This window comes from Staphylococcus sp. 231237_7MaSpsaltlick, assembly GCF_043107035.1.
Map to the genome: position 1 here is coordinate 34,781 of NZ_JBICNX010000024.1, position 18,098 is coordinate 52,878.

Consider the following 18,098-nt stretch of genomic DNA (forward strand, 5'->3'; position numbering starts at 1 on the left):
ATCGCTACACAATAGAATTAAAAGTAGTTTATCTGTTTATTCACTCATTATTTTATTTTTTAAATCAGCATCAAATTGTTGTTTTTTCAACATTTCAATTTCATGTTTGTATGGTGGTCGTTTATTCTTTTTATCCTCACCGACAAACGGTGTTTCTAAAATTTTTGGAATATCTTTAAATGTTTCATGATGTACTACATAATTTAATGCATCGAAACCAATATAACCAAAACCGATATTTTCATGTCTATCTTTATGTGCGCCAATATCATTTTTACTGTCATTCACATGGACAACTTTAATGCGGTCAACGCCAATAATCTTATCAAATTCATTTAAAACGCCATCGAAATCTTCTCTGACATTATAGCCTGCATCATGGGTATGACAAGTATCAAAGCATACAGATAGTCTTTCATTATGATTTACACCGTCTATAATTTGTGCGATTTCTTCAAAACTACGACCAATTTCCGAACCTTTACCAGCCATCGTTTCTAATGCGATTCGAACATCATTATCATTGGTAAGTACTTCATTTAACCCTTCGATAATCTTCTTAATACCAACATCTGCACCCTCGCCAACATGTGACCCCGGATGCAATACAATATCCTTAGCACCTAAAGCTTGTGTACGTTCGATCTCACTTTGTAAAAATTCTACTCCAAGTTCAAATACATGAGGTTTTAATGTATTTGCAATGTTGATTATATAAGGTGCGTGCACTACAATATTTGACACCCCATTTTCACGCATCACTTCATGGCCTTTTTCGATATTTAATTCTTCAATCGGCTTTCTACGTGTGTTCTGAGGAGCCCCTGTATAAATCATGAAAGTAGATTCACCTAATTTAGTCGCTTCTTCTGCTGAACCTTGTAACATTTTTTTACCATTCATAGAAACATGTGAGCCTAATAACATAAGTTAAATTACCCCTTTCTATTTTTTCTTTCTTGTCTTCTTTGTTGTTTACTGTGTTGTCTACGCTCTTTTTGTTTTAATTGATCTAAATCACGTTTGAATTTCTTTTTATAACCAGGTTTAACCTTTTTCTTATTTCTTTTAACTTTATGCTTTAATTCATTTGTTAAATGATCATCTTTATTCTTACGTGTTTGACGTGTATTATGTGCCTTAATTGGTTTAAGTTCGCCGTCTTTAATGTCTACATTTTCAAAATGATAACCTTGCTGTTCAATTAAACTAATATTATCTTCTTCATTTGGACTATATAGCGTAATAGCAACACCTTTGTAATTACCTCGACCCGTTCTACCCACTCTATGTGTAAAGAAATCAATGTCATTTGGAACATCAAAGTTAATAACATGGCTTACGCCTTCAATATCAATACCTCTCGACGCCAAATCACTCGCGATTACATATTGAAATTCTAAATTACGAATACGTTTCATTTGTTGTTTACGTTCTCTCGGTGTCAAACCACCGTGAATCATACCCACTTTTATTCCAGAAGCATTTAACTGTGCAGCTAACTCATCCGCACTTTCTCTACTATTACAAAAGACGATACTTAAATATGGATTAAGTATATCAATTAAACGTAATGTTTTTTCTACCTTATCTTCACCTTTTGTTGGAATTAGATAAAATTCAATATTCTTTTTATTTTTCTGTGTATGTTCAATCTCAACAAATTCAGGATTTTCTAAATATTTATTTAAAAATGGATGTAATGATTTAGGGATCGTCGCACTAAACACTGCAATATGTGCAGATTCGTCTAGTCTTGTAGCAATATGATCTACTTCTTCAATTAATCCTAAATCTATCATTAAATCTGCTTCATCGATAACTAAATATGACGCTAAATGTACATGTAAGTCACCATGTTTTGCTAAATCATTAATACGTGTAGGTGTCCCAATAACTAATTGTGGTTGATTCTTAGCACGTTGTTTATCTTTCTCGATATCAGTACCACCAATAAACAATTTAACAGACACTTGATCTTTAAACTTTGCTAAGTGACTCGCTACGTCAAATAGTTGCTGAGCTAATTCTCTTGTAGGTGCTACTACAATCGCTTGTGGTTCATTTATATTAATGTCTATATTATTCAACAGAGGTAGTAAAAAGGCATGTGATTTACCAGTACCTGTCTGCGATTGACCTATCAAGTTTGATTGTTTTATTATCTTCGGAATTACTCTTGTTTGAATTTCAGTTGGTTGATCAAAATTCAAATCCTTCACAGCATCAATCAGACTTGGTTCTAACTTAAAATTTTCAAATGGGTGATTCGCCATGTCTTGGCCTCCTTAAATCTTCATCTTTTCTATTATAAAGCATTCGTTAGTAATTTTGAACAAAATTAAATAAATATTGAAAATACCATAACCGTCAAGCTAATTATAGTTAAACTTATTTATTAAATCGACATGATTTAATAATAAGTAAACGGATCTGTATTAATTTGGGATACATTTACTTTCACTGTTTGATCTTGTTCTGCAAGCCAATTTATTAGTAATGCTTTTAATCCCTCTTTCATAACATATTCACTATAATGGTTAATATCAAGTAAATTCACGCCAGCAATTTTCGCATCTAATGCATCGTGATGTTTAATATCTCCTGTAATAAATAAATCTGCCCCTTTACTAGCAGCTAAATATTCATATCCAATCCCTGAACCACCAATAATTGCTACAGTTTCAATATGTGAGTAGTTATTGCCTATGAAGCGTACACTCGGCATATTTAATTGTTCTTTTACATGTTGTACAAAGTCTGGCACGTTGTAAGATTGACTGAGTTTACCAATCATGCCCAATCCATAATCAGCTTCTCTTGTAAGTTGAATTAAGTCATATACTGGGGTTTCATATGGATGATATTGGTTAATTAAATCTATTGCTAACTGTTGCTGCTGCTCTGAAATCATAAATTCTAATTTCATTTCATTAACTGATTCAATTTCATTCATCGTACCTAAATAAGGATTCGCACCATTAACTGGTTTGAATTGTCCAGTTCCTTGACTTTGAAAGAAACAATATTCATAGTCACCTTCTTGAGCAAGACCATACTTACTCAATTTACTTTTAAAATCTGTTAGATTTGCTTCAGGAATAAACACTTGTACCTTATAATAGGTTATTACTTCAGGGTTTAAAATTCGCATATTTTGTAAACCTAACTTTTCTCCTAACATAGCATTTACGCCTTTTGGATAAACATCTAAATTTGTATGCATAGCAATTAAATTAATGTTATTTTGAATAATTTTACGAATAATTGCTCCATAGCCATCTTGTTCATTGATTTGTTTTAAACCTTTGAATATTAATGGATGATGACAAATAATTGTATTTGCGCCTAATTCAATCGCTTCATTAACTACATCAACAGTACAATCCAGTCCAGTGAGAATACTTGTTATTTCAGCGTTTTCATCACCAATAAGTAAACCAACATTGTCCCACGACTCTGCTGTTGTAAATGGTACATGATTATTAATTACCTTTAATAAATCACTTATTTTCATTTATAACACCTCATTAATCAAATTAATTTCTTTATTAATCTCATCCAATCGAGTTGCATGTTGTTGCTCATTCAAATTACTTTTAATTTTTAATAATGCATCCTTTTCGTGTTGCCATTTTTTATAAAAGTATTCATTTTTATTCAACAATAATACCGGGCCAAATTTTAATGCTTGCTCAGTCATTGTACCTGGATGCTCACTAAAATCTGCAACAATTATTTCATATATATGTCCCTTTTCTTCAAAAATTTCTTCATTGGTAATTGTATATCCTAAATTAGGTAATAACTTTCTGATTGCACTAGATTGCACATTACTCTGTAATACCAAACGTGGTTTGTTATTAAGTTTGAACTGACCTTCATTTAAAATTTTAGCAATTAGAGGTCCGCCCATACCACAGATTGTTATTGTCGTGACATTGTTTGAGTCCTCTAATACAGATAAACCATCACCTAATCTTATATCAATTACTTTCCCAAGTTGATGCTCTGCAACACTTCTTTGAGAAGCTTCAAACGGTCCTTTAATTACTTCTCCAGCTATAGCTTGTTTTGTTAAGTTATTTTCTATAGCAAAAATTGGTAAATATGCATGATCAGAACCAATATCTGCTAATAAATCACCAACAATATACTTACTTACATTCTTAAGTCTTTGATTTAATGGAATCATCTTGTTTCTCCTCACATAATATGTAAAAAGCTCTTTTGTACTTTGTACAAAAGAGCTGAAAAATTAGTCCATAAAGTCTTTCAAACGTTTACTTCTACTTGGATGTCTTAATTTTCTAAGCGCTTTAGCCTCGATTTGACGAATACGTTCTCGAGTAACACCGAAGACTTTACCTACTTCTTCTAATGTACGCGTTCTACCATCATCTAAACCAAAACGTAGTCGTAATACATTTTCTTCTCGGTCAGTCAATGTATCTAACACATCTTCTAATTGTTCTTTTAATAATTCATACGCAGCATGATCAGAAGGACTTTGCGCCTCTTGGTCTTCAATGAAGTCACCTAAATGACTGTCATCTTCTTCACCTATTGGCGTTTCTAAAGATACTGGTTCTTGAGCAATTTTAAGGATTTCTCTTACTTTTTCAGGTGGTAAATCCATTTCTTCACCAATTTCTTCAGGAGCTGGATCACGGCCTAAATCTTGTAATAATTGTCTTTGTACGCGAATTAATTTGTTGATTGTCTCAACCATGTGCACAGGAATACGAATCGTTCTTGCTTGGTCGGCGATAGCACGTGTAATCGCTTGACGAATCCACCAAGTTGCATATGTCGAGAATTTAAACCCTTTGCTGAAGTCGAACTTTTCTACTGCTTTAATTAAGCCCATGTTTCCTTCTTGAATCAAATCAAGGAATAACATACCACGGCCTACATATCTTTTAGCAATACTTACTACAAGACGTAAGTTAGCTTCTGCTAAACGAGATTTTGCAATTTCATCGCCTTGTTCGATTTTTTTAGCCAATTCAATCTCTTCTTGTGCACTTAAAAGATTCACACGTCCAATTTCTTTTAAATACATACGGACTGGGTCATTTATTTTAACTCCTGGAGGGGCACTTAAATCATTTGGATTTAACTTTTCATCAGTATCAGAACTGTCTTTTTCATTAACTAAACTAATATCATTGTCAGTTAATTGATCAAAGAATTCATCCATTTGGTCTGAATCCATTTCGAAGTTTTGCATTTTTTCAGCAATTTCTTCATGACTTAAATGACCTTCTTTTTTACCTTTTTCAATTAATTGTTTTTTTACATCTTCTATTGTTAAAGATGGATCAATGGTTTGTTTTTTTATTTTAACTCTATTTCCAGACATGAAATGGCCTCCCGAATATAATATCAACTAGATATTAAAATATTATAAAGACAAAAATTAATGAAACTAATTTAGAATAATACTTCAATATACATGTTGTCAATAGCATTAATATACAAATATATTCATTTTTGATTTAACTCATTCTATTTTTATTGAAATTTACAATCTTTTCTAAATAGTATTTTTGTAATTCCATATCACCTAATTTAGAAGCCTCCCGGAGCTTATGATTAAGTGATTCAATTGTTTCTTCATTTCTATTAGATATTATAGTGTTTAAATAATCATCAATTTCATGTTCATACGGTTCTTCATTGATCATATAGTTATCTAATGATATCAATGCTTCTTTAATTTCATTGGAATCGACGTATTGTAACACATCACTAATATTGAACGTATCATTTTCTGAGTAAAACTCACGTAAAACATTAAATATACGCTTAAAAAATTGATTTGTAAAGTCCTCAGTTTGAAGTGATTGATGATAATTAAGAAAAACATCTTTATCGTTCATAAAATGTCTTAATAGTGCCCGTTCCGCCTTTTCCTGTTTAGTTAAATTATTAAATTGAGGTAATGACGGTACTTGGTGAAATTGGGGCTGACTATTGTCTTGTTGATGTCCTACTTCATTAATTAGACTATCCATGCTAACTTTAAACAATTCTGACACTTCTTGCAATATCTTTTTACGTTGAATCGCTGATTTAACATAAGAAATATCCATTGTCACTTCTTTTAAATATCGTTCGTATGCAAGGTCATTATTGTTGATTTCTGCTTGATGCAAATTAACTTTGTACAGAACAAATGCTTTCTTCTCATGTTCTACATAATAATTAAAAGCTTCAGCCCCATGTTTTCCAATGTATTCATCAGGATCCATATCTTTAGGTAATTGAACTACAAAGACATTCAATCCTTGTTGTAAGAGCATTTGACCTGTTTTTAATGTTGCTTCACTACCAGCAAAGTCACCATCAAACATTAATGTTACATTCGACGTTAGTTTTTTGATAAATGTGATATGCTCTTGAGAAATCTGAGTACCCATACTTGCCACAACATGTTTCAATCCAGCTTGATCAGATTTAATAACATCCATAAATCCTTCTAACAATATTATCTCATCAATCTTTCTGATGGCTCTTCGTGCCTTATCCACGTTATATAGCAATTTACGCTTTTGGAAAATAGGTGTTTCTGGACTGTTTAAATATTTAGGTTCTTGATTTGTATATGTTCTACCTGAATAACCAACTGTACGCCCTTGAGCATTTGTTAGCGGGAACATAATTCTATCTCTAAATCTATCATAATAACTGAAGTTCTCTTCATTTCTTGATAATAAACCAGCCTCATATGCAAGTTGTATATCGTAACCTTTCTTCTGTAAAAAGTCATGACAAAAATGAGCATTGTTCGGTGCATAACCTATTTTTCTACTATCTATTAAATCCTCTGTAAACCCGCGTTCCTTTAAATAATTAAGCGCCGCTTCACCTTCGACTGTTTTCTTCAATGCATAATGATAATATTCTTGCATTAATTCGTGCATTTCAATCATCTTCAAATCATCTGACGCAACTTGATGACCTTCTGCAGCCTCATAGGTTGTACTACCTGTGTCTACCTTTATATTTACCCTTTCGCCTAATTCTTTAACAGCTTCGGTAAAAGAAAGACCTTTAATCTCTTGTGTGAATTGAAAGACATTCCCACCTTTTTTACAACCAAAACAATGGCATATTTGTTTATCTTCGGAAACAGTAAAGGAAGGTGTTTTTTCATCATGAAAAGGACACAAACCAATGTAATTGCGTCCTCTCTTTTCTAATTTCACATATTCACTTACTAAATCTAGTATGTCAGTTTTATCTTTAATTTCATTTATTGTTGCTTGATCAATTCGCAAATATATCACCTATTAAACATTAATTACAATAGTATAAATGTTTTTAATTATTTTTGAAACTATTTTGCTCAATAATGCTGATTATATTATTTGCTGTTTCTTCTATTGCTTTATCTGAAACATCAAGTACTGGACAGCCTATCCTCTCAACTAATTCATGAAAATAATTCAACTCTTCTGCTATACGTTGTTCTGTTGCGTATCTTGCACTATCTCCTAATCCGAGTTGCTTTAATCGTTCTTTACGTATTTTATTGAGCTTTTCTTCACTTATCTTTAAAGCAATACATTTAGATGGATCTATTTGAAATAAGTCATCTGGTGGCGTAACTTCAGGGACGATTGGTATATTCATTACTTTATAACTCTTATGTGCTAAATATTGTGATAAAGGCGTCTTTGAAGTACGCGAAATTCCTAACAATACTATATCTGCTTTTGGTAAGCCTTTTGGATCCTTGCCATCGTCATATTTAACTGCAAATTCAATCGCATCAATTTTCTTAAAGTATGCTTCATCTAATCTGTGTACTAAACCAGGTTCAAAATAAGGTTGTTCGTCGATTTTGTCCAATAAGATATTCATCAAAGGTCCCATAATATCAACTGATTTAATTGCATATTCCTTTAATTTAGCTTCCATATACTTTCTAATTTCTGGTTTAACTAACGTATATACTACTATTGCTTCTGTATCTCGAGCAACTTGAATAACTTCATCAACATTTTCCAATGCTTCTATATATGGATACCTATGTATTTCACTGTCGCATTGATTTGGATTAAATTGCGAAATACATGCTCTAGCAACGAGTTCAGCTGTTTCACCTACTGAATCAGATGCAACAATTATCTTTATATTTTCCATGATTACTACCACCTATTCATTAAATAATGATACAAATATTTTATTTATAGTTGTTTTTGAAATTCTACCTTTTACTTCATATTTACCGTTATCTTTTTTCATTACGATTGGTAAAGAATCAATTTCCTTCTCAATCATTAAGTTAGCTGCATGGATGACACGTTCATCTTCTAATACAAAATGAAGGTTCGGCATACGCGTCATAATAATATCTACAGGCATAGTATGAATATCTTCACCTATCATAGATGCTCTAAGTAGATCCTTTCTTGAACATACACCTATGAAATCTCCATTTTTATTAATAACAAATAATGTACTCACATCTTCTAGAAAAAGAGTACAAATGGCATCATATATAGACATCTCATTTTTCACTACTACTGGATGAGATGCATAATCTTTTACAATATATTGCTTTAGTTCGTCAGCAATTAATTTATTTTTTGGTTTACCAGAATAATAATAACCTACTCTTGGTCTAGCTTCCAAGATTCCTGACATTGTTAATATAGCTAAGTCAGGTCTTAAAGTTGCCCTTGTTAAATTTAATCTCTCTGCGATATGCTCCCCTGTAATTGGACCGTTACTTTTCACTATTTCAACAATTTGTTGTTGTCTCTTACTCAGTTCTATAGGTCTTCACCCCTTTATTCATTCTCCTTAATTATACATACTATTATTAATTGCTACAAATACATCTATTTACTTGCTTATAAACATGCAATACATTAAAATTATATTTAAAGCGAGTTAAGGATAGTGAGAGCTTAACAATGATTAATGGCTACAATTAAATTATAGTTAAAAGCGAGTGTACACACTAATTTGGGTGGAACCGCGGGTTAACAATTATCTAGTATAAGAACACATTTATTTTAATGTGATTAAAAGTGATTAACTCGTCCCAAGATAAGGATTTAAGCTGTAGGCTTATTTCTTTGTCTTGGGGCGTTTTTATGTAAAAAAGGAGTGTATTTTGTAAATGGCAAAAGATATGGAAACAATTGTACAACTAGCGAAGCATAGAGGTTTCGTTTTTCCAGGTAGTGACATTTATGGTGGATTATCAAACACATGGGATTACGGTCCACTAGGTGTCGAATTAAAAAATAATGTAAAAAAAGCATGGTGGCAAAAGTTTATTACTCAATCACCATATAATGTTGGTATTGATGCTGCTATTCTTATGAATCCAAAAACATGGGAAGCTTCAGGTCACTTAGGTAACTTTAATGACCCAATGATTGATAACAAAGACAGTAAAATCCGTTACCGTGCAGATAAAATCATCGAAGATTATATGGCTAATGAAAAAGGTGACGAAAACTTTGTTGCTGATGGTTTAAGCTTCGATGAAATGAAACGTATAATTGATGAAGAAGGTATTGTTTGTCCAGTCAGTGGTACTGCAAACTGGACTGATATTCGTCAATTCAATTTAATGTTCAAGACTTTCCAAGGCGTTACAGAAGATTCAACTAATGAAATATTTTTACGCCCTGAAACAGCACAAGGTATCTTTGTTAACTATAAGAATGTGCAACGTACGATGCGTAAAAAATTACCATTCGGTATCGGACAAATTGGTAAATCATTTAGAAATGAAATCACTCCAGGTAACTTCATCTTCAGAACTCGTGAATTCGAACAAATGGAATTAGAATTCTTCTGTAAACCAGGTGAAGAAATTGAATGGCAAAATTATTGGAAGACATTCGCAAGCCAATGGTTAAAAGATTTAAAATTAAGTGAAGCAAATACACGTTTACGTGACCATGATGAAGATGAGTTATCACACTATTCAAATGCAACAACAGATATCGAATATCGCTTCCCATTTGGTTGGGGTGAACTATGGGGTATCGCTAGCCGTACAGATTTCGACTTGAAAAAACATAGCGAACATTCTGGTGAAGATTTCCAATATCACGATCAAGAAACTGGCGAAAAATATATTCCATACTGTATCGAGCCTTCATTAGGTGCTGACCGTGTTACACTTGCTTTCTTATGTGATGCATATGAAGAAGAAGGTGTAGAAGGAAGTAAAGATGCAAGAACAGTATTACGTTTCCACCCTGCTTTAGCACCTTATAAAGCTGCAGTTTTACCATTAAGTAAAAAATTATCAGGCGAAGCAATTAAAGTATTCGAGAATTTAAGTGCTACTTTCTCAATTGACTTTGATGAATCTCAATCTATCGGTAAACGTTACCGTAGACAAGATGAAATCGGTACACCATATTGTATAACATTTGATTTCGATTCTTTAGAAGATCAACAAGTTACAGTACGTGACCGTGATACAATGGAACAAGTACGTATGCCAATTTCTGAATTAGAAGCTTTCTTAGCTGAAAAAACAAAATTTTAGTTAATTTAATAAAATAAATAACCGGTTGGTTGCTGAACTTATCAGTAACTAACCGGTTTTTATATTACTATTTATTTTAAAAAGTTTAATCATATTCTGTCGCTACAAATGTAATTAACACACGTATATTATGATAGATGATCTAATCTATGTAATTGGTTGATTAATTTTTGACTTTTAAAATACATGCCTGCATATTCTTTATACAGTAGTATGACAAGTGTCGACATTTCATCAACTACCTCAGCATGAATACTTAACGAACTCATTTGTTTAAATGGTAATTTCTGTAAAATATCCAATAAATACAATGTTTTATTAGATACCTGTAAAGCATGAGGATCACGATCAATAACAGTATTTGATATCGCGCCATCAAATTTGAAACTATATGCTACTAATTTAGATTGGTCTGGGTCATTCGTTACTACACATCGATCAAAAATCGCATTAAATCCAAACTTTCTCATGTATTTTAATAACACAATAACTGACATTAATTGCGCAGATACACCTGCTTTAATCTTTTCTAAAACAAAGTGCAACAAATCATAACTATATTGTGAAACTTCTTCATATTCAAAGGAACGATCGATGACTTCGGTACATAAACTAGCAAAGCTACTTTCATAAATATCTAACCTCAAATGATAGTTTTGTTCTATAACGTCAACCGTACTTAATGTACCCATACCTTTCCATTTAGAATAAATAAACAAGCCGTACACAAATAATTGTGTATTAGCTTGTAGTCCACTTCTACTCTTTTTTGCTTTTCTAACCATCAATGGAACCTTGGCACCGTGCTCATTTAAAATGGTTATAATTTTATCGGATTCGCCATAATCCACTGCCTTTATTATTATGCCTTTTTGTTTGAGTAACATCGCAGCTCACCGACTCTCAAATTTAATCTTGATCTTCTAGGTAGCCCATTTGTCGTATAAAGTTCACCTTATTGCGCCAATCTTTTTGGACCTTAACCCATAATTCTAAATAAACTTTAGATCCGAGTAATCTTTCAATATCTTGACGCGCACGTTTACCTACTTCTTTTAATTTCTTACCGCCTTTACCAATTACAATACCTTTTTGAGAATCACGTTCCACATAAATAGTCGCTTCTATTCTAACTCGATCCTCATCTTCTTTTATCATTCGATCAACGTTCACCCCGATTGCATGAGGAATTTCTTCACTAGTTAAATGTAAAATCTTCTCACGAATTAATTCGCCGACTACGAATTGTTCAGGATGATCCGAAATTTGATCATCTGGATAATATTTTGGTCCAGCTGGCAAATAAGACTTCAATACGTCTAAGAAGTGATCAACATTTAGACCTTCTAAAGCTGAAATCGGGACAATTTCAGTAAAATCCATATATTGTTTATATTGTTCAATTCTTGGCATTAATTGATCTGGATGTACTAAATCAATCTTATTTAACACTAAAAACACTGGCGTTTTGATAGATTTAAGCATATCCATGATATACTCATCACCGCGACCAATATCCTCATTAACGTTAACCATAAACATAATTGCATCAATTTCAGATAGTGTGTTTTTGGCTACACTCATCATATAATCCCCTAATTTATGCTTTGGTTTATGAATCCCTGGCGTATCTAAGAAGATGATTTGCGCATCATCTTGAGTCATAACACCTTGAATTTTATTTCTTGTCGTTTGTGCTTTGTCAGACATAATTGCAATTTTGTGTCCGATTACACGGTTTACAAAGGTAGATTTGCCTACATTTGGTCTCCCAATTATTGATATAAAACCTGATTTATGTTCTGCCATTAATTTAAATCCTTTCCAGAAAACCCTAAGGGTAATAATTGTTCCACAGTTGATTCTATCACTTTACCAGTTTGATTCGTCATATACACTGGCATGTCATCATCACATAGTTCTTTCAACACTTGTCGACAAGCACCACATGGCGAGGATGGTTCATCTGCATCTACTGTAATTGTTATCGACTCGAAATCACCAGGTCGATATCCTTGTGAAATTGCTGATACTAAACTTGATCTTTCTGCACAAATGGTCATAGGATACGCTGCATTTTCTACATTGGCTCCGTAAAAAGACTGTCCGTCTTTGGTTTTTAAAAATGCGCCTACCTTAAACTTACTATATGGTACATAAGCTCTCGATTGTGCTTCTCTAACTTCTGTAAAATAATGTGGTTGATATGCCATTTTATGTTCTCCCCTATTCAACTACAATTGTTTTGATAGATAAAACGTATGCTCTCTAAGTATAAACAATTTTTATAGAATTGCACTACTTTCAGAACAAATAAGGTAGAAAAACAACTAAACCTATTACTAATGCTACAATGGATGCTAACATCACACTAAATGCAGCGACATCCTTTGCATGTTTAGCTAACGGATCATATTCAGTAGTTACTAAATCTACAACATATTCAACTGCTGTATTGATTGCTTCAAAAGCAAGTACCAGTCCAATTGCAATAACAATCATCAGCCAATCTAGTGTAGATATCTGAAAGAACCATCCACAAATAATTGTGACAATACCCACTAACACATGCATAAAGAACTTGGAATCTTTTTTGAATAGTATCATCATACCTTGAAAAGCGTATTTAAACCTTTTCATACAATTAATCTCTTGTTAATCCATAGGCATTAAGTATTTGATCTTGTCTTCCGAACATCTCTTGCTCATCTGTTTCATTCATATGATCATATCCTAATAAATGTAAGAATCCATGTAATGCTAAAAAGCCTAGTTCTCTTTCGAATGAGTGGCCATAGCTTTCCGCTTGTTCATTTGCAACATCAGTACAGATAATAATATCTCCTAATACACGTGGCATATCAAGACCCGTTATTTCTGGTTCATCTTCTTCTAAAGCAAATGAAATTACATCTGTAACTTTATCTTTATCTCGATATGTTTTATTAATTTCTTGTATTTCATCTTTATCTACAAATGTAACTGATAATTCAGCTTCACCTTCAATTTGTTCCTGGTCTTTTGCAAATGTAAGCAATTTATCAATTTGCTCATACCATTCATCTTTAACTAAGTCTGTATGATCATTAAAATCAATCGTAAACATTTATTCATCTCCTTCGTATTTATCAATAATTTTACTGACAAGTGGGTGACGTACAACATCACTTTGATCTAAATGATGAATACTTAAACCTTTAACATCTTTTAACTTATTAATCGCTTCTTTCAAGCCACTTTTAACACCTTTTGGTAAATCGATTTGTGTATGATCTCCCGTAACTACCATCTTCGAACCGAATCCTAATCGTGTTAAAAACATTTTCATCTGTGCGTGTGTCGTGTTTTGTGCTTCATCTAAAATAACGAAAGCATCATCCAATGTACGACCTCGCATATATGCTAATGGTGCAATTTCAATTATTCCTCTATCAATAAATCTTGCAGTTTGTTCTCTACCAAGTACTGTATTCAAGCCATCGTATAATGGTCTTAAGTATGGATCGACTTTCTCCTTTAAATCTCCTGGTAAGAAACCTAGAGATTCACCTGCTTCAACTGCAGGTCTAGTTAAAACAATACGTTTCACATTACCTTTTCTTAACTGTTTAGCAGCATAAACTACTGCTAAAAATGTTTTACCTGTTCCGGCTGGTCCTACACCGAATACTAAATCATTATGATGCATTGCATTAACATATAGACGTTGCCCCATCGTTTTGGCTCTAATTGTCTTGCCGAATGCATCTTTAGTAATTTCATCATCATATAAATCAAGTAAGTATTGAATCGTACCCTTTTTAGCCATTTTAATTGCTGCTTCGACATCTTTTAAAGAAATTGAAACACCTTGTTGTATGACTTTCAATAAATTAATCAGTACTGATTCAGCTTGTTCTACATGCTCAATTTGTGTACCTCTCACAGCAATTTCTTGTCCTCGAGCATGTACAATGACATCAAATCCTTCCTCAATTGCTTTAAGGTGTTCATCATTATTACCAATGAGTGCTTGTGCTTCATTGATGTCATCAATTTGAATAATTCCAGGCATATAGTTGCTCCTTTTCAAACATTGTCGTTTACACTTATTTTATCTTATTAGATTTTAAGATACAAAAATAATTTTTCAAAAAATCATCTTAACTATTGTAATATAGCTATCTATTCAACCTAATTATTACATTTCAATTATATCATGAATTATCTTTATATCATTTCAAAGCGAATTAAATTGCTTACCTTTGTATGAAACTTTACGTTATATTAACAAATTTAATTTAATATTACAGTATCAACGGTATCATAAAATATATAACAACTTATTTTGCTTTAATAAATAGCATTAATAAAATGCATTGTATCACTTAACAATAATTAATTTAACAACTTGTAAACATAGATCAATAACACTTGTTGTTAAGTACCAGCTATCCATTTCAAATGTACTTTAGGTTGTTTTTTACTAATCTATTCAAACGTATTAATGTAGACCAAAATGTTCACTACAAGCATTATTTATTAATAAATAATTCGCTTAAATCTCGCCTGATTATCTTTAGTTTATTTATTGATTTTTTTATTAATTCACCTTGAATTTAAAGATAAAGAAGCCCTCAAATGAAGTCTAGAACTACATTTAAGGGCTATATAATTTAAGTTTGATTTCCTAGCTTATACTTACTTATAATTGTTTAGGTTTTTCTAATATTTCTGACCATATAATTCCATTTACCACTTCATCGTTATCAAATCGAAATTGACCATTTACATTAGAACTTTGCATTTTATGAGAGTAAATCAACTGCTTCAAGCGATAACGTTTTGTTCGCTCAGATAAATTTTTATCAGCAATAATAGCGCGTGCTTTACGTTCTGTTCGCTGCAATTTCTTTTCATTCTCACGATCTAATTCAGATTTAACATCTTGTAAATCACCCATTAGTGTTTGTTCTAATTCTTTTCTTAACTGTTCATCTTTTTGATTTTGTGTACGTTTCTCTTTCTCGGCTTCCGTTTCACTTTGTTCATTAGATGATACTGTAGTTGGTCTTGTTGGTTGTGGTGTTTCCATTTTTTCCGAACTTGGTTCCGATGGTTTTGAAGGTTGAGGTCTAGGCCCTGTTGTCGTCGGCTCTTCATTCAATTGTTTTTCAATTTCTTTAAAGGCCTTTCCAACTTCTTCAAGGAAACCACGCTTTTGCGGTTGGCCATTTTTGGTTTGTGGTTGGCCATGGGTTGGTCTTTGTTGCTTTTGTCTTTCCTTATGACTATTGTCATTAATAGCACTAATAATCGTAACAATAACGGAAATAACAAAAATGATAATACCTATACTCATTTAACCACCCCTAAATTATTTATCCGGTGATTCGTCATCTTCTTGATTTGTTCGTTTATTAATTGAATTTCTCATGCCAGTATCTGCTTCAATATTTTTTAGATTATAGTAATCTCTGACACCTAAATTACCTTCACGTAAGGCTTCTGCCATTGCTAGTGGTACCTCAGCTTCAGCTTCAACAACTTTAGAACGCATTTCTTGTACTTTAGCTTTCATTTCTTGCTCTTGTGCAACCGCCATGGCACGACGTTCTTCTGCTTTAGCTTGAGCAATATTTTTATCTGCTAATGCTTGTTCTGTTTGTAAATCTGCACCAATGTTCTTACTGATATCTACATCTGCAATATCGATAGATAAGATTTCAAATGCTGTACCAGAATCCAAACCTTTACTTAATACAGTTTTAGAAATGTTATCAGGATTTTCAAGCACTTGTGTATGGTGTTCACTAGAACCAATAGTCGACACTATACCTTCACCAACACGGGCAATAATTGTTTCTTCACCAGCACCACCGACAAGTCGTGCAATGTTAGCGCGAACTGTAATACGTGCTTTGGCCTTAACTTCGATACCATTCATAGCAACACCGGCAATAAATGGTGTTTCAATTACCTTTGGATTTACTGACATTTGTACTGCTTCAAGCACATCTCTACCAGCTAAATCGATTGCCGCACCACGTTCAAATGGTAAATTGATATCTGCTCTTTGTGCTGCTATGTTTGCATCTACTACTCTATCAACATTACCACCAGCTAAATAGTGTGATTCAAGTTGATTCGTAGTTAATTGTAATCCAGCTTTATGCGCCTTAATTAATGGTGCAATAACCTTTCTTGGTGATACTCTTCGTAATCTCATACCGACAAGTGTGCCGATCCCTACTTTAACTCCTGCGGCTATAGCTGAAATCCATAGTCCAACCGGAACAAATGAGAATAATAACAGTAAAGCAATTATAACTATGACTGCAATAATTAATAATCCGATCATGGTTTCTCTCCTTTATGATTCAATTTCTCTTACAACAACACGCGTACCTTCAACTTCCAATATCTTGACCTGCTTATTTCGTAAAATAAATGATCCATCAGAAACTGCATCAATACGTTCATTATTGTATGTAATAATACCTGCTGGTCTTAAATCAGTTGACGTAGTCGCAGTTTGGCCAACTAAATAAGAGCGATCTTCGTGTGAAGTGTACCCAGCCTCTGCATTTGTAGAATCTTTCAATACAACTTTTTCTAAAAATGGAATATTTCGTTTGAATATTTTCACAAGTACCACCCATTCAATGATTGATAATATAAGTGCAACAACAACATTTGCAATCATAAAAATTAAATTATCACCTAATGTGACAATACTTAAGACAATAAGCGTTATACCAATAATACCTATAATTGCACCTACAACGAACAACTCAATGATTACAAATAGTACGCCAATTCCAAACAATATAACGGAATAGAAATTCACATCTCCTTTTATGAAAAAACCTAAAAAGAAGATAAGTAAAGCTAAAGTAGCTAATATACCTATTAAGTTAATCCGTTTAGAATACAGTTGATATAGAAAACCCATAAATATGATACACGTCAAAATAAGTGCAATCACTGGATTAACTATCCAATCTGCCAAATGATTCATCCAATTACCATTTCCAGCAAAAGCTGTTAAAAAGTTAGTATGTAAACTACTCGAAGACAACACTCTATCACCTCGCTCTCCTCTTAATTATACATGAAATTAATATGTGATTATAGGGATAGTATCATAATATTTAGTTTTATTTTATTTTCTCTAATATTTAAGTGATATTAGAATTATAAAATTGCCTATTTATTTTGAAAATTGATTACATTGCTAGTATTTCTATCATTTTTTACAAATTAAAACAATCGTTTTATATTGCATGACATATTTATTTCTACAAATTAAAAAGCCTTAGCTGAATTACCAGCTAAGGCTTTGTTTATAATTAATGTTGGTGTTGAGGGAGTCAACGAAACAATTAATTATTTGAATTTACGTTTACGTGCAGCTTCTGATTTCTTTTTACGTTTTACGCTTGGTTTTTCGTAAAATTCACGTTTACGTACTTCTTGAATCGTACCGCTTTTAGAAACTGAGCGTTTGAAACGACGTAAAGCATCTTCAAGTGATTCGTTATTTTTGACTACTGTTTTAGACATGTGTATTTCCCTCCCTCCAAAT

General features: G+C 32.5%; 19 protein-coding genes. 1 reads left to right on the top strand and 18 read right to left on the bottom strand.

Translation table 11 applies throughout. The features are described from left to right. Positions 1 to 36: 36 nt before the first annotated feature. From ACF91D_RS25430 to ccpN, 8 genes are all read right to left on the bottom strand, one after another. On the bottom strand, positions 37 to 927 hold the full coding sequence (locus ACF91D_RS25430; protein ID WP_119624408.1) for a deoxyribonuclease IV: 891 nt from the start codon (positions 925 to 927) through the stop codon (positions 37 to 39). Positions 928 to 935: 8 nt separating this feature from the next. Continuing rightward, positions 936 to 2,276, bottom strand: a complete 1,341-nt coding sequence (locus ACF91D_RS25435; RefSeq protein ID WP_042738574.1) for a DEAD/DEAH box helicase — start codon at positions 2,274 to 2,276, stop codon at positions 936 to 938. Between the two features lie 137 nt (positions 2,277 to 2,413). Further along, positions 2,414 to 3,517: a Nif3-like dinuclear metal center hexameric protein gene (locus ACF91D_RS25440; protein ID WP_107527451.1), complete on the bottom strand. Its 1,104-nt coding sequence runs from the start codon at positions 3,515 to 3,517 to the stop codon at positions 2,414 to 2,416. Then, positions 3,518 to 4,195 carry a tRNA (adenine(22)-N(1))-methyltransferase gene (locus ACF91D_RS25445; protein WP_107527450.1) on the bottom strand — a complete coding sequence of 226 codons (678 nt, stop codon included), beginning with the start codon at positions 4,193 to 4,195 and terminating at the stop codon, positions 3,518 to 3,520. Positions 4,196 to 4,258: 63 nt separating this feature from the next. Further along, entirely contained in the window at positions 4,259 to 5,365 is a 1,107-nt protein-coding gene (gene rpoD, locus ACF91D_RS25450; RefSeq protein WP_042738571.1) for an RNA polymerase sigma factor RpoD, read from the bottom strand. Positions 5,366 to 5,501: 136 nt separating this feature from the next. After that, positions 5,502 to 7,286 carry a DNA primase gene (dnaG, locus tag ACF91D_RS25455; RefSeq protein WP_119624409.1) on the bottom strand — a complete coding sequence of 595 codons (1,785 nt, stop codon included), beginning with the start codon at positions 7,284 to 7,286 and terminating at the stop codon, positions 5,502 to 5,504. A 43-nt stretch (positions 7,287 to 7,329) separates the two neighbouring features. After that, complete coding sequence (locus ACF91D_RS25460; protein ID WP_107527598.1) at positions 7,330 to 8,154, bottom strand: pyruvate, water dikinase regulatory protein; 825 nt, start codon at positions 8,152 to 8,154, stop codon at positions 7,330 to 7,332. A 12-nt stretch (positions 8,155 to 8,166) separates the two neighbouring features. Further along, positions 8,167 to 8,790, bottom strand: coding sequence for a transcriptional regulator CcpN (gene ccpN, locus ACF91D_RS25465; RefSeq protein ID WP_082039184.1), 624 nt, complete (start codon positions 8,788 to 8,790; stop codon positions 8,167 to 8,169). Between the two features lie 349 nt (positions 8,791 to 9,139). Here ccpN and ACF91D_RS25470 point away from each other — a divergent pair, with 349 nt between their 5' ends. After that, a complete protein-coding gene (locus ACF91D_RS25470) occupies positions 9,140 to 10,531 on the top strand; it encodes a glycine--tRNA ligase (protein ID WP_042738568.1) in 1,392 nt (463 codons plus the stop codon). Positions 10,532 to 10,659: 128 nt separating this feature from the next. On the opposite strand, the gene recO is transcribed toward ACF91D_RS25470, so the two are convergent. The 10 genes from recO to rpsU form a co-directional block, all read right to left on the bottom strand. Then, positions 10,660 to 11,418, bottom strand: coding sequence for a DNA repair protein RecO (recO, locus tag ACF91D_RS25475; RefSeq protein ID WP_042738567.1), 759 nt, complete (start codon positions 11,416 to 11,418; stop codon positions 10,660 to 10,662). Between the two features lie 22 nt (positions 11,419 to 11,440). After that, positions 11,441 to 12,340 (bottom strand): GTPase Era, encoded by a 900-nt coding sequence (gene era, locus ACF91D_RS25480; protein ID WP_107513131.1) that lies wholly within the window; start codon positions 12,338 to 12,340, stop codon positions 11,441 to 11,443. Further along, positions 12,340 to 12,744: a cytidine deaminase gene (cdd, locus tag ACF91D_RS25485; RefSeq protein WP_042738565.1), complete on the bottom strand. Its 405-nt coding sequence runs from the start codon at positions 12,742 to 12,744 to the stop codon at positions 12,340 to 12,342. Before cdd ends, era begins: the two co-directional genes overlap by 1 nt. 91 nt (positions 12,745 to 12,835) lie before the next feature. Further along, complete coding sequence (locus ACF91D_RS25490; protein WP_107527599.1) at positions 12,836 to 13,171, bottom strand: diacylglycerol kinase family protein; 336 nt, start codon at positions 13,169 to 13,171, stop codon at positions 12,836 to 12,838. Between the two features lie 4 nt (positions 13,172 to 13,175). Continuing rightward, on the bottom strand, positions 13,176 to 13,637 hold the full coding sequence (ybeY, locus tag ACF91D_RS25495) for an rRNA maturation RNase YbeY (protein ID WP_107527600.1): 462 nt from the start codon (positions 13,635 to 13,637) through the stop codon (positions 13,176 to 13,178). Continuing rightward, a complete protein-coding gene (locus tag ACF91D_RS25500) occupies positions 13,638 to 14,585 on the bottom strand; it encodes a PhoH family protein (protein WP_042738562.1) in 948 nt (315 codons plus the stop codon). A 630-nt stretch (positions 14,586 to 15,215) separates the two neighbouring features. Continuing rightward, entirely contained in the window at positions 15,216 to 15,872 is a 657-nt protein-coding gene (locus ACF91D_RS25505; protein ID WP_042738561.1) for a hypothetical protein, read from the bottom strand. Positions 15,873 to 15,887: 15 nt separating this feature from the next. Then, entirely contained in the window at positions 15,888 to 16,871 is a 984-nt protein-coding gene (floA, locus tag ACF91D_RS25510; RefSeq protein WP_042738560.1) for a flotillin-like protein FloA, read from the bottom strand. A gap of 12 nt (positions 16,872 to 16,883) precedes the next feature. Next, positions 16,884 to 17,594 carry an NfeD family protein gene (locus ACF91D_RS25515; protein ID WP_042738559.1) on the bottom strand — a complete coding sequence of 237 codons (711 nt, stop codon included), beginning with the start codon at positions 17,592 to 17,594 and terminating at the stop codon, positions 16,884 to 16,886. 305 nt (positions 17,595 to 17,899) lie between these two features. After that, on the bottom strand, positions 17,900 to 18,076 hold the full coding sequence (rpsU, locus tag ACF91D_RS25520) for a 30S ribosomal protein S21 (RefSeq protein ID WP_042738558.1): 177 nt from the start codon (positions 18,074 to 18,076) through the stop codon (positions 17,900 to 17,902). Between the last annotated feature and the right edge of the window lie 22 nt (positions 18,077 to 18,098).